This is a genomic window from uncultured Gemmiger sp. (assembly GCA_944388105.1).
GTDB lineage: Bacteria > Bacillota > Clostridia > Oscillospirales > Ruminococcaceae > Gemmiger.
The window spans coordinates 1-13153 of the sequence record CALXHN010000003.1 but is presented as its reverse complement, the minus strand read 5'-3'; the positions used below and the strand labels follow the sequence as shown (position 1 = coordinate 13153).

Annotated in this window: 11 protein-coding genes and 1 pseudogene; all 12 read left to right on the top strand. The window is 52.0% G+C overall.

Annotated elements, in window-relative coordinates:
• Window positions 1–61 precede the first annotated feature (61 nt).
• A complete protein-coding gene (locus Q0K17_RS00625; RefSeq protein ID WP_294538564.1) occupies window positions 62–826 on the top strand; it encodes a DUF4422 domain-containing protein in 765 nt (254 codons plus the stop codon).
• The gene (locus Q0K17_RS00620; protein WP_294538561.1) at window positions 769–1722 is read left to right on the top strand and encodes a glycosyltransferase family 2 protein; all 954 of its coding nucleotides are present in this window, start codon (window positions 769–771) and stop codon (window positions 1720–1722) included. The genes Q0K17_RS00625 and Q0K17_RS00620 overlap by 58 nt, the downstream gene beginning before the upstream one ends.
• 18 nt (window positions 1723–1740) lie before the next feature.
• Window positions 1741–3573: an HAD family hydrolase gene (locus Q0K17_RS00615; protein ID WP_294538559.1), complete on the top strand. Its 1833-nt coding sequence runs from the start codon at window positions 1741–1743 to the stop codon at window positions 3571–3573.
• A 5-nt stretch (window positions 3574–3578) separates the two neighbouring features.
• Window positions 3579–4613, top strand: a complete 1035-nt coding sequence (locus Q0K17_RS00610; RefSeq protein WP_294538557.1) for a glycosyltransferase — start codon at window positions 3579–3581, stop codon at window positions 4611–4613.
• Window positions 4610–5455 (top strand): NAD(P)-dependent oxidoreductase, encoded by an 846-nt coding sequence (locus tag Q0K17_RS00605; RefSeq protein WP_294538554.1) that lies wholly within the window; start codon window positions 4610–4612, stop codon window positions 5453–5455. Before Q0K17_RS00610 ends, Q0K17_RS00605 begins: the two co-directional genes overlap by 4 nt.
• A 21-nt stretch (window positions 5456–5476) precedes the next feature.
• On the top strand, window positions 5477–7423 hold the full coding sequence (locus Q0K17_RS00600; RefSeq protein WP_294538552.1) for a rhamnan synthesis F family protein: 1947 nt from the start codon (window positions 5477–5479) through the stop codon (window positions 7421–7423).
• A 31-nt stretch (window positions 7424–7454) separates the two neighbouring features.
• Window positions 7455–8921, top strand: coding sequence for a rhamnan synthesis F family protein (locus Q0K17_RS00595; protein ID WP_294538550.1), 1467 nt, complete (start codon window positions 7455–7457; stop codon window positions 8919–8921).
• On the top strand, window positions 8918–9928 hold the full coding sequence (locus Q0K17_RS00590) for an acyltransferase family protein (RefSeq protein ID WP_294538546.1): 1011 nt from the start codon (window positions 8918–8920) through the stop codon (window positions 9926–9928). The genes Q0K17_RS00595 and Q0K17_RS00590 overlap by 4 nt, the downstream gene beginning before the upstream one ends.
• Before the next feature lie 124 nt (window positions 9929–10052).
• Window positions 10053–10988 (top strand): HPr(Ser) kinase/phosphatase, encoded by a 936-nt coding sequence (hprK, locus tag Q0K17_RS00585; RefSeq protein WP_204647103.1) that lies wholly within the window; start codon window positions 10053–10055, stop codon window positions 10986–10988.
• A 32-nt stretch (window positions 10989–11020) separates the two neighbouring features.
• Entirely contained in the window at window positions 11021–11770 is a 750-nt protein-coding gene (locus tag Q0K17_RS00580) for a phosphatase (RefSeq protein WP_294538540.1), read from the top strand.
• Window positions 11767–12723, top strand: coding sequence for an ROK family protein (locus Q0K17_RS00575; protein ID WP_294538537.1), 957 nt, complete (start codon window positions 11767–11769; stop codon window positions 12721–12723). Before Q0K17_RS00580 ends, Q0K17_RS00575 begins: the two co-directional genes overlap by 4 nt.
• Before the next feature lie 38 nt (window positions 12724–12761).
• Window positions 12762–13153 (top strand): annotated as a pseudogene (locus Q0K17_RS00570) (UDP-N-acetylenolpyruvoylglucosamine reductase); the annotation flags it as partial.

Sequence of the window (13153 nt, the reverse complement as noted above, 5' to 3'; positions counted from 1 at the left end):
ATAGGCGGAACAAATAACGCCGCGGTGTACCCGCGGACGTATACCGTAAGCGGGGAACACTTTGGAAACGAAGATTATTATTGCGACGCATAAGCCGTACTGGATACCGGATGATCCTATGTATCTGCCGGTACAGATGGGGCATGCCATCCATCCTGATATTGGATATACCGGTGATGATACAGGAGAAAATATTTCCGAAAAAAACTGGAATTTCTGTGAGCTGACCGGTTTGTACTGGGCCTGGAAAAATTTGGATGCCGATTATATCGGAATTGTGCACTATCGGCGCTATTTTTCCAGTCGCCAAAATCGTTTTGCTTCCAAGAAGCGCCGTGTCATCGGACACGAAGAACTGAACACTATTCTGGCAACGACCAATGTCATTCTGCCCCGTGAACGGCATTACTACATTGAAACAAACTACACCCAGTACATTCATGCGCATCACAAACAGGACCTGGAGGTAACGCGCGCCATCATTGAACGCAAGTGTCCTGAGTATTTGCCCGCATATGATCTTTACATGTCCAAAACGCACGGGCATCACTTTAATATGTTTATCATGAAGCGGGAGCTGCTTGGCCATTATTGCTCCTGGTTGTTTGATATTCTGTTTGAGCTGGAAAAAGAGCTGGATATCTCCAATTACACCGCCAACGACAAGCGGGTGTTTGGTTTTGTCAGTGAGCGCCTTTTGGATGCGTGGCTGATCACAAATAATATCTCTTATGAAGAATTGGAAGTTCTTCATATGGAAAGTCAGCGGTGGCTACGCAAAGGAACGGCGTTCCTGATGCGCAAGCTCTTTCCCAAAAAGGATTGATGATGCAAACCGGAAAAATCGCCGCGGTTGTTGTTACCTACAACCGTAAGGAACTTTTATGCCGTTGCCTCCAGGCCTTGCATGCCCAGAATCAGCCCGAGCTGGATGTTCTGGTGTTTGACAATGCCAGCACGGACGGTACCGAGGCGGCTGTCCGCCAGCTGGCCTTACCGCAAATTTTCTATCACAATACCGGCCGTAATCTGGGGGGCGCCGGAGGCTTCTCTTATGGAATTCAGACCGCCGTACGGGCAGGATATGAATATCTTTGGATCATGGATGATGATACCTTGCCGGAACCGGGAGCTTTGGAGGCGCTTTTGCGGGCAGATGCCAGTCTGAAAGGGGAATACGGGTGGTTGTCTTCCCGGGCATTGACCCCAGAAGGAGCCGACCAGCCCATGAACCGCCAGCGTAAGACACCGTATCTGGATATCGATGGATATGAACAGCCCCGCGTTCCCAGTGTGATGGCCAGTTTTGTGTCACTGTTCGTCCGCAGCCGGACGGTGCAACGCGTCGGACTGCCCATTGCGGAATTCTTTATATGGTCAGATGATTGGGAATATACCAGACGCATTTCCCGCCTCTTGCCATGTTTTACCGTTTCGGATAGTCGGGTAGTGCATGCCATGCAAAATTCTACCGTGGTCAATATAGCAGCCGATGTTCCTGCCAGATGGGACCGGTATCGCTATTTTTATCGAAATGATGTTTATCTTTACCGTCGCGAAGGCTTGATTGGCTGGTTATGGATTCTTGCCAAATTCAGCTGGCACAGTGCCCAGGTGCTGATCAGCAAGAGCGGCAGGCGAAAAGAACGGCTGGCGATTATTTGGAAGGGATTTGCCGCGGGAGTCAGATTTAATCCTCCCATACATAAAATTGAAGAATAAACTGCAGGACGGAGAACAATGCAACAGCTGGAACAAAAATTGATCAAGGCCGCTGAATCTTATGATGTTGTGGCATTTGACGTGTTTGACACACTTTTGTTCCGCGATACAGGTTCTCCGTCCGATTTATTTGTACTGATGGAACAAATCGGTCTGGCGCCGCAGGGATTTGCCCGCAAACGCAGGGAAGCGGAGGCAATGGCCCGCACGGCGGGGCAAGAGGTGACCCTGGCAGAGATTTATGACCAGCCGCCGCTGCAGGGAATTGATCCGATTGCCGAATTCGAGGCTGAACTCCGTGTGGCAGTTCCAAACCGTCTTCTTTTGCGTACCGCAAAAGCTCTTCACGAGCAGGGGAAAGTGCTGTATGCCATTTCTGATATGTACCTTTCCTCCCAACAGGTTTCGGCCTTGCTGGAACAATGCGGCTTCGATTTTCTCAACGGTATTTACGTTTCTTCGGAATATGGGGTACAGAAACGTTCCGGAAAATTATTCCGCCTGTTTCTCGAGGAAAACAATTTGACCGCTTCGCAGGTCCTGTTTGTAGGCAATGATCCCCGGGTGGATATTGCAGGGGCTGCACTGGCGGGAATTCGTGGGGTTCTGGTTTCACCGCCTCATTTGTCTTCCCATTATCCACGGGCGACGGATGTGCGTCAGGGCGCGTTTCAGGCATTTGTACGGAATCGTCTTCCCGAAGAAACCGAACTGGATATATTGGGCTTCTCCGTAATTGGCCCGTTGCTTACGGCGTTTGCCATATGGCTGCACAAAGAATTTGGTGAATCCGGAAAAAAACGCCTGGTGTTTTTAGCGCGGGATATGTATCTCGTGCGGCAGATTTATCATACTTTGTACGGAGAGCCAACCGATTATCTCAAGGTTTCCCGGCGCAGTCTGTGCCCTGCACTGCTGCAGCGTCCCATGAATGACGAGGGATTGCAACTTCTGGCAGATGCACTGCCACGGCAGGTAATGACAATCGGTCAGGTCCTGGATTATTGCGGATTTGATACCTCTGCTGATCTGCATGGCGCCAACGTACGGCAGAGTGTGGATCTGCGCACCAGGCCCCTGTCTGCCGCGGTCAAAGAGCAGCTGTTAAGCCTTGCGGCTTTAAGCAAAACTACAGCCGGGGCCACGGTTCGGGAGCAGGCGGAACTGATCCGGGCTTACCTGCGCCAGAATAAACTGCAGGAAGAGCCCCCTGTTTTGGTGGACATCGGAAGCGGCGGCACCACCCAGCATATTCTGGAAAATCTTTGCAATGTTGAAATGCAAGGGGTTTGTTTGGCGTGCGATTCCCGCTTGCATCAGGTTCTGCCGGAAGAGCGGGCGCAGGCCTTTTTGTTTCACGGCAATCCGGCTCCCCTTTGGTATTGGGTCGGGCAGCCAATGCTGGAGCGCCTCATTTCAGAACCTTGCGGCGCCACTGCCGGCTATAAAGAGCGCCAGGGAAAGATCATTCCCCGCTTGGAACAGACACAGTTTGATGAACGTATCCTTCGTGTTCAGCGTTCTGCACTGGAATTTGCCCGCGTCTGGCGTGCCAGCTTCTGGTGGAAGTCAGAAATGCCCGTCGATATGCTGACACAGGCGTATCTGGACCTTGTTCGGAATCCGACACACAATGATATTTGTGAGCTGGGCACAATCAGGGTGGAAGACGGCGATACCTGGACGTTGGCGGCACCTAAAAATATGCGCCTGTATTTGAAACGACCAAAAACCTTTGTGCAGGATTTACGTCAGGCAAGATGGAAAAATGCCTTTTTGAAAGAGGCCATACGGCTGCCGCTTCCGTATGCGCGGCTCTATGAAATGTTAAAAAGCAAACATGGAAGGTGACAAGGATGCAGCAACCGCTGTTCAGTATCATCATCCCCGTATATAATGCAGCAGAAACCTTATCTGCGGCCGCCAACAGTATTCTCAGTCAATCGGTACAGGATTTGGAATTGCTTCTTGTGGATGATGGTTCTCGCGACGGCAGCAGTGATCTGTGCCAGCGTTTGGCAGAACAGGATTCCCGCGTACGTGTCTTTTCACAAAAGAACAGCGGCATCTGTGCGGCACGAAACAGTGGCTTGACACAGGCGCGCGGAAAGTATATCGGCTTTTGTGACGATGATGACCGCTATCTGCCGGACACACTGCAGAAAGCAAAAGAATTGATCTCACAGACCAACGCTGATGTTGTGCGCGGTGGTTATGAGCTGCAGCGACAGACTCAGGCTGGCTATATGGTTACGCTGCCACATGCAGTCGGGACATTCTGCCGTCTGGCTCCGGGACAGAATGCTGACTCTTATCTGGACTTTTTGGCAAACAGCGGGCCGCAATTCGTTTGGAACGCTTTTTATCGTCTGGAGACGGTGAAAGAAATTCGATTTGATGAGCGCTGCCGTTTCGGTCTGGAAGATTTTCTCTTTAATGCAGAAGTGTATGCCCGAAATGCCAGTGCTGTGTTTGAGCCAACTCCCTTTTATCGCCACTACGAACGCTCTGACAGTACCTCTGCCGCCACCATTCGCGCTGTGGTCGGCCGTAGTCAGACTCTGCCGGCTTGGGTGGAAGCGGAAAACCGTGCAGCCAGGAAACGCTGCGAGCCGGAAGGATACAACCGAGTTTGGGCTGCCCGCAGGGCGGAATTTGTTACATTCCTGATGCATCAGCTGCGGGATAGTCAGGCATCGGGTGCGGTTTGCCGCCGATCGTGGCGGGCGTTGAGAAAGGCGTTGCGCGATACCGGCGGAAACGACACACTTGACTTTTTACGTGTGGCAGGGCACAATAAAAAGCAAGCGGTAGCACTTTTTCTGTTTGCTACCCACGCAGAGGGTTTATACCCCTATCTTCCGAACAAGGAGGAGAAACTTTTAAAATGAAAAAAATTCTCGTCACCGGTGCTGCCGGATATATTGGACGTCATGTTGTGAAAACCGCTCTGGATATGGGGTATCAGGTTATCGCAGCTGATTTTGCCTTCAAGGGCGTGGATGAACGCGCTGAATTCTGCGATGTGCCTATTTTCAGTGGCGACAAGGGAATCTACCGTGCACTGGGCAGCCCTGATGTGTGCATTCATATGGCATGGCGTGATGGTTTCCGCCACAATGCTTCCAGCCATATGAAAGACCTTTCCAACCATGTAGTATTTCTGAACAATATGGCTGCGGGCGGTCTGCCTTCCTTGTCCGTCATGGGCACCATGCATGAAGTGGGGTACTGGGAAGGTCCGATCAAGGCCGATACGCCCTGCAATCCGCAGAGCCAATACGGCATTGCCAAAAACGCCCTTCGTCAAAGTCTGATGCTGTCCTTGGCAGAGACCAACTGTCGTCTGCATTGGCTGCGCGCGTACTACATCACCGGCGATGAGGCCCACGGCAGTTCCATTTTCGCCAAAATCACACAGGCGGAGTTGGATGGGAAAAAGACCTTCCCGTTCACCAGCGGGAAAAATCTTTATGATTTCATCGACGTGGATGAGTTGGCCCGCATGATTGTGGCCGCCAGCGTCCAGGAGAAAATTGACGGAATCATCAATGTCTGCACCGGTAAGCCAATTTCGTTGGCACAGCGTGTGGAACAGTTTCTGAAAGACAAAAACTATAAAATCAAATTGGATTACGGTGCATTTCCCGATCGCCCGTATGACAGCCCCGGTGTCTGGGGCGACCCAACTGAAATTGAACAGATCATGCAGGATGCCGGCCTGAACGGATAATGCAAACGGAAAGGATGCTCCATGAAACGACTGGGAATCTTCTTCTTCTTCGAAAAGCAAGGCTATGTAGACGATTTTCTTGTTTACTATCTGAACGACCTTGCCAAAAACCTCAGTGAACTGGTTGTGGTCTGCAATGGCAAACTCAGCGAGCAGGGGCGCAAGGCATTCAGCCGCTTTACCGACAATATTATTGTCCGGGAAAACAAAGGTCTGGATGTATGGGCATATAAAACCGCGCTGGATCAATACGGCTGGGCAAAGCTGAGTGAATTTGACGAAATCGTCATGACCAACTCCACTCTGATGGGGCCCGTCCGGCCATTGAAGGAAATGTTTGACGCGATGGCCGAAAATCAGGATCTGGATTTTTGGGGCTTGAGCATTCATCATGGGGCAGAGGGCAATCCTTTCAAGGGAAAACACATTTATGATTTCCTGCCTGTACACATTCAGTCTCATTTTATGGTTTACCGGAAACGGTTTGTCCAGTCGCCGGATCTGCAGAAGTATTGGGATGAAATGCCCATGATCAACGGCTATACCGACTCTGTCCAGCGGTATGAAGCTGTGTTCACCAAGATGTTTGCGGACAAAGGGTACAAGTGGGATGTCTATGTAAAGACAGATGATCTGAAGGATTTTACCGATTACCCGCTTCTTGTCTGCCCGACCCGGTTGCTGCGGGATAAAAAATGCCCCTTGTTCAAGCGCCGCAGCTTTATGCATGAATACGAAGCGTATCTCAACGATACGGCCGGAGAACCTGCGCGGGAATTGTATGCCTATCTGCGGGATCACACTTCCTATCCGCTGGAACTCCTGTGGTCCAACATGATACGGACCATGCATCCGTACGACTTTACCCGTGACCTGGGGCTGACTCGCCTGATTATGCCCACTCTGCAAGATCCGAACTGTGCACAGGATATTCGCAAGACACGGCGCATTGCACTGGCCATGCATCTGTATTTTATGGATATGCTGCCGCAAAGCATGGACTTCGCCCGCAATATGCCTCCAGAAACGGATGTTTTCATTTCTACGAATACCGAGGAAAAGAAGCAGCAGATCGAAGAAGCATTTTCCAAATTGCCCCTTCACAGTGTCACAGTCCTGACGGTGGAGAACCGTGGTCGGGATGTGGGCGCTTTCCTGTGTGATCTGGCGCCTTATCTGAAAGGATATGACTATGCCTGCTTCATGCACGACAAGAAAGCCATTCAGACAAAACCCGGCAGTGTGGGTGCCAGTTTCGGATATGTTTGCAATGAGAACATCTGCAAAAACGCGGACCATGTGCTGAATATCCTCTGTGAGTTCGAGAAAGATCCCCGGCTGGGGATTTTGTGCCCGCCGTTCCCCACACATGGACTGTATTTTATGAACATGTGTTCTAACGGGTGGGGGCCGAATTTTGACAATACCAAACAATTGGCCAAAACCCTAGGCCTGCATGTTCCTATGTCGGGCGAAAAAGCGCCCCTTGCACCGTTCGGCAGTGTTTTCTGGTTCCGTCCGACCGCGCTGGCGCCTCTGTTTGACCATGGGTGGAAGCATGAAGATTTCCCGCCGGAACCACTGCCTCAGGACGGGACCATCAGTCACGCCATTGAACGTATCTACCCCTTTGTGGCGCAGGGGGCCGGGTATTATCCCGCCCAGGTAATGAGCACCGAGTTTGCCGTCAGCCGCTGCGATGCCATGCAGGCATATGCATCCGGCCTGATCCGTCCCTTGGCGCGTGTATTCAACTGCACCACCTTCGGCAATGCGGCTCAGGCTGCCGTTGCTTTTTCCAGCAAGAAATATTTTGGTCTGTTTCATACCTACGGACCTTACTCCAACAGCCGGCGGCGTCGTACCCGGAACTGGCTGCGTGACCGGCTGCCGGAAGGCGTGTATTGGAGTATGATGCACGCCAAACGTGCAGTGTTCGGGCCGCATGGTGCACCGTATGAAGAGTGATACACTGACATCTGTCACAAACAACAGACTTGTGATCTACTTCCATTATGACCCCCACGGGCAGGCCGATACGGCCTGCCGTTTTGCGGTGCAAGCCATGCGGGAGCAGGCCCGGGTTCTATTGTTTGTACATAATGGAACTTTGTCTTCGTCCGCGCGTTGCTGGCTTACAGAAAATAAAATTTCTTTTCTGGAGCGGGAAAACGAAGGATTGGATGTAGGCGCCTATCGTGCTGCGCTGCTGCATATCGGCCGCTCAGCCCTGGACACGTTTGACGAAGTGATCCTGATGAATTATACGTTGGCCGGACCGGTCACACCATTGCAGGAAATGTTTTCCAGGATGGATACCAGGTCCGACCTGGATTTCTGGGGACTGAGCCGACACTATGCCATGCGCAGCCGTCGTTTCGGTGCACACGGACTGGTTCCGGAGCATATACAGTCCCACTTCATTGCGGTGCGTCGCCGCATGTACGATGACTTTTTGACGTACTGGCAGGACATGCAGCTTCCCAAAAGTTACGAGGATTCTGTCCGCCGCCACGAAACCCGTTTTACAGCTCATTTTTCTGATCTGGGGTATAAGTGGGATACCTTTTTGGACAAAACGGCGTATCGTGGGATTTTTGTAAATCCCATTATGGCCTGCCCCAAGGATCTAATTGTGACGCACAGATGTCCTTTCTTCAAGCGCCGCAGTTTTTTTACTCCGTATGCCGACGAACTGCGGCGGACCGATGGTCAGGCTGCCTCCACTTTGTATCGGTATCTGAAGCAGGAAACTTCATTCCCCGTGGATGAACTGATTGCCAGCCTGCTTCCGGCCCACCCATTGACGGCAATGGCACAAAATCTGCATTGGCACTATCAGCTGCAAGAAGGGACTAAAAGTGAGCCACCCGTTATCCTGACGCCCGAAGAGCTGCAAAACGGAGTAAAACTTTCTGCTGATTCCATTTATTGTCTGCCGACGAGCCTGTTTCAGCAACCGACACTACGCTTGTATGAACAAGAATTGTGCTGGTCCGGGTCTCTGCTCTGCGCAGCCGTGAATCTGTTTGGAGAGCATCCCATGCTGGGAGTTTTGGGACCGGCCATGCCACTGTATCCCGAATACGCCCGTGCTCGATACCGCCTTTGGAAAAATGATCTGTCAGCCCTGAGAAGATCCATGGCCGACCTGGATTTGCAGCTGCCTATGGAAGAAAATCAACCGCTGCCTGTTCCAAACGGAGGTATCCTGTTGGTGAGAGGATCTGCTTTTCCAAAAGGATTGCCGCCGCTGCGCAGCCATAAAGACTTTTGGCTTTTGCCGCTTCTGGCACAGAAAAATGGTTTTTACAGTGCGGATGCCGAAATGAGTAGTCAAATGGCTGCCCGTGCCGATGTGTACCACGCTTTGCTTTGGCAGGTACAGACATCGGGCGGCGCCGGGAAAATTTTCGTGCGCCGAATCAAGCATGCAATACTGGACCCCAAGGAGGCCGACGAATGAAGAAGCCCCGCCTGTTTTACCTTGATCTGATCCGCGCTGTGGCCCTGATCAGTATTCTGATCATCCATTTCAATGCCTCGGTTACAGGCTATTTTACTCTGCCCCATCAACTGTTTACCAGCACGCTGCCCTTTGGCATCTATCTGGGAGATTTCGGCTCCACACTTTTCTTCATCGTCTCCGGTGCTTCTCTTTGTTATACCGCGCCGGAACACTTTGAAACCGTTTCTTTTTATAAAAAGAGATTCCGGGCCGTATATCCCATGTTCTGGCTTGCTTGGGTCATCTGCTTTTCCATCCGTTTCGTGGCCAGACCAGGTTACTACGCTGGTGCCAGAACAATCACTTTGATCCTGACGGTGCTGGGCCTTGATAACTTTGCGGTCGCCGCAGGCTGGGTGGGACAGGATTTTGCCTGTGTTGGTGAATGGTTCCTGGGCAGCATCCTTTTTTTGTATCTGCTTTTTCCGATTTTGCTGTATGGGTACCGCAAACACCCATGGCTGACTTTTGCTGTGACCTGTGCCGTCGGGAGCTCAATTCATCTGGCAGGATGGGATGCCCGGTTGGTGGCCATCCATTTGCCGGAATTTTTCTTTGGAATGCTGGTCGTGGGACTTTCCCACAGGCGGCAAATTCTTCTCGCTGCAGCGGCAGCCGTATTGCTGGCACTGCAGACGTTACTCGGAGCGTGGGACACCAAGATCGTGTGTGCCCTTTTTGGTGCCGTTGTATTTGTTGTGCTTGTCATAGCGGCGGATGCAATAGCTTTTGGCCCCGTAAAACGCCTGTGCGCATTGCTGGGAAAATACTCCTACGCTGTCTTTCTGGTACACCATGTGATCATCCTGCGTCTGGTAGAAGGTTTTGATCTGGGAGCCCTTTCCCGCCGGGATACCGCATTGCTCTTTGGCGCTTACCTGGTGTTTACGGCTTTGGCCTCTGCCACGCTGTACTGGCTGGACGGAAAAGTCCGTCATGGATTTTCTTCGCTTTTGCATGGCTGAATTTTATAGGGATTTGGATACGTCTTCTCTGTACAAAGATTAGGGCTTACGGTATAATAATTAATAAATATGGCAAGGCCGCCGGCATTGCCGCATATCGTTTTTTGAAAGGGGAGAAACATCCGTGGCGCAATTTTCTGTAACTCTGGCCAAGCTGGCAGAAGAATCCAATCTGGCAATCGCCTACACCCCCAAAGATCTGAAAGAGATCAAGGTCTATTCTGCGGAAGTCTATCGTCCCGGCATTATGCTGGCTGGATACTACCAGTATTTTGACAATACGCGAATCCAGATCATTGGTCTGACCGAGCTTTCGTACCTGGAAGAGCTGGATCCCGCTATCCGCCGCACGCATCTGGAAAAACTGTTTTCCTTTGTTCCTCCGGCCGTAATCGTATCCAGAGGCATGACACCACCGCCTGAAATGTTTGAGTTTGCCAAGCAGTACGGTGTCCCGCTGCTTCTCTCCGAAGAGATGACATCGGTGCTGATGATTACTCTGATCACCACTCTGAACACCGAATTGGCCCCGCGCATTACCCGTCACGGTGTTCTGGTGGAGGTTTACGGCGAGGGAATTTTGATTCTCGGCGATTCCGGGGTAGGTAAAAGCGAAACTGCAATCGAGCTTGTCAAACGCGGGCATCGCCTGATTGCCGACGATGCCGTGGAATTGCGCAAGGTTTCCAGCCGGAAAATCATGGGAATGGCGCCGGAGAATATTCGTCACTTCATCGAGCTGCGAGGAATTGGCATCATCAATGTGGCCCGCCTTTTCGGTGCCGGCGCTGTCAAAAACAGTGTTGAGGTAGAAATGGTGGTGGAACTGGAACCCTGGGAGCGCACCAAGAATTACGACCGCACTGGTCTGGAACATGACAGTTATGATATTCTTGGGGTTAACGTCCCCAGCATGCTGATCCCTGTCATGCCTGGACGGAACCTGGCGGTCATTCTGGAAACGGCCGCCATCAACAACCGCCAGAAGGAAATGGGCTACAATGCTGCACAGGATCTGTTGAACAGCCTGGGCCTGCAAAACGATATCACAGGATTTTAATTCATTTTCAAACGAAAGAGGAACCATTCCGCATGCAAGTAATTGCCGATCTTCATACGCACACCCTTAGTGCAACCCATGCCTTTCATACCGCGCTGGAAATGGCCGATGAGGCGGGAAAGCTGGGTTATCGTGCCATGGCTTTGACCGACCACGCACCTTCCATGCCTGATTCACCCCATATCTGGCATTTTGGAAACTGGAGTACCATGCCCCGCATGATCGGGAACGTGGTCATGTTATACGGGGTGGAAGTCAATGTTATGGATACCAAAGGCGGACTTGATCTGCCGGACCGAATTCTGGCCACTCAGGATTGGGTGGTTGCCTCGATCCACAGCCCGTGTATCCCTGGATTGCTGACCGAGAAAGAGGCCAATCGTCTGTGGTTGGGGGTAGCGGAAAATCCTTATGTAGACTGCATTGGACACTCGGAACAGCAGCATTACCGTTATGACTATGATCTGGTGACCAAGGCGTTTGCCAGAAACAATAAGGTTGTGGAACTGAACGGAAACTCCTTTCAGGTAAGAAAAGACGGCATTCCCAACATGCGCGCCCTGCTGAAAGCCTGCTTAAAAAATGGATGCCGGATTTCTTTGGACACCGACGCGCACAGTGTTCGGCAATTGCGGGAAAATATGTCGGCCCTGTTTGCGCTGGTGGAGGAAATTGATTTTCCGGAAGAGCTGATCGTAAATGCCAGTGTGGAAAACCTGGTTGCGGAATTGAAGCGTCATCATCGGAGATGCGCGCAAGAAATAGGAGGCATTTTGCTATGAGTCAGTACACCATCGGTATCGATCTTGGCGGTACTACCATGACCGCCGGACTTGTGGATGAAACCTATCATATCGTAGCCAAGCTTACCTGGGCGACCCGCCTGCCTCGTCCGGCTGACGACCTGGAACGTGCGCTGGCAGATTTGTGCCGTGCCGTGGCCAAAGAGGGCAAAATCGATTTTTCTCAGGTAGCCTACGTAGGTATCGGTACGCCGGGCAGCGTGAATTTTACCACCGGCTTTGTGGGATATAACACCAACTTTGGCTATTACGACTGGAATCTCGGTCCCGACATGGAACAATTGCTTGGCTGCAAGGTCTATGTAGAAAATGATGCCAATGCCGCCGCTTTCGGCGAATATCTGGCCGGTGGCGCCAAGGGTTACCGGGATGCTGTTATCGTGACTTTGGGCACCGGTATCGGAAGCGGCATCATCCTGGGTGGCAAGATTCTCCGTGGTTTTAATTTTGCTGCCGGCGAGATGGGCCATACTGTTATTGTCAAAGACGGCCGTCCTTGCAACTGTGGACGGCGTGGGTGTTGGGAGCGGTATGCTTCGGCCCGCGCATTGAGCGAGGATACCAAAGAAGCTATGAAGCAGAATCCCGATACTCTCATGTGGAAGATTGCCGGCGACCTGGATCACGTCAATGCAAAAACAGCTTTTGACGCCATGGCGGCCGGTGACGCCTGCGGCAAGCAGGTAGTGGAAACCTGGATGGAGTATGTTGCTTGCGGTGTTGCCAACGTGGTCAACACCTTCCAGCCGGAAGTTATCTGTATTGGCGGCGGCGTATCCAATCAAGGTGAGGTGCTGCTGGCGCCTGTCCGCGAATATGTGGAGCGGGAAACCCATAACATTACCACCGGCCGTAACCCGGTCATTGCCGCTTGCGTGCTGCGCAACGATGCTGGTGTGATCGGTGCTGCGGCATTGGCAGATTCGATCTGACCGGATCGAGCATAACAATTGAGAAGGGGAGGGCAAGCATGATTGAAAAGCCGATTGCCGATCTGCTGGATGCGATGGGCGCTCAGGCGCTGCCCTGTATTTACAATGAACCGCTGAATCGTCATACCACCTTCAAAATCGGCGGTCCGGCTGCGGTCTTCTGCAAGCCCCGCACCGTGGTGGAACTGACCCGCACCTTGGAGCTTTGTCGGCAAACCGGTGTGCGCACCTATCTGTTGGGAAACGGCTCCAACACTTTGTTTGCGGATGAGGGTTTTGCAGGTGCGGTCATCTGCCTGACTGATCTGAAAACGCAGGCCACTGCGGAAAAACAGTCTGACGGAAGTACCCGCCTGACCGCCAGTGCCGGTTCACTGCTGGTTTCAGTCTGCAACCGTGCTCTGGATCTGGACCTGACCGGCCTGGAATT

What these genes read in the sequence shown, in the direction of transcription:
- Q0K17_RS00615 (WP_294538559.1), top strand. Translation starts at nt 1,741, where the DNA reads ATGCAACAGCTGGAACAAAAATTGATCAAGGCCGCTGAATCTTATGAT.
- Q0K17_RS00610 (WP_294538557.1), top strand. Translation starts at nt 3,579, where the DNA reads ATGCAGCAACCGCTGTTCAGTATCATCATCCCCGTATATAATGCAGCA.
- Q0K17_RS00605 (WP_294538554.1), top strand. Translation starts at nt 4,610, where the DNA reads ATGAAAAAAATTCTCGTCACCGGTGCTGCCGGATATATTGGACGTCAT.
- Q0K17_RS00600 (WP_294538552.1), top strand. Translation starts at nt 5,477, where the DNA reads ATGAAACGACTGGGAATCTTCTTCTTCTTCGAAAAGCAAGGCTATGTA.
- Q0K17_RS00590 (WP_294538546.1), top strand. Translation starts at nt 8,918, where the DNA reads ATGAAGAAGCCCCGCCTGTTTTACCTTGATCTGATCCGCGCTGTGGCC.
- Q0K17_RS00580 (WP_294538540.1), top strand. Translation starts at nt 11,021, where the DNA reads ATGCAAGTAATTGCCGATCTTCATACGCACACCCTTAGTGCAACCCAT.
- Q0K17_RS00575 (WP_294538537.1), top strand. Translation starts at nt 11,767, where the DNA reads ATGAGTCAGTACACCATCGGTATCGATCTTGGCGGTACTACCATGACC.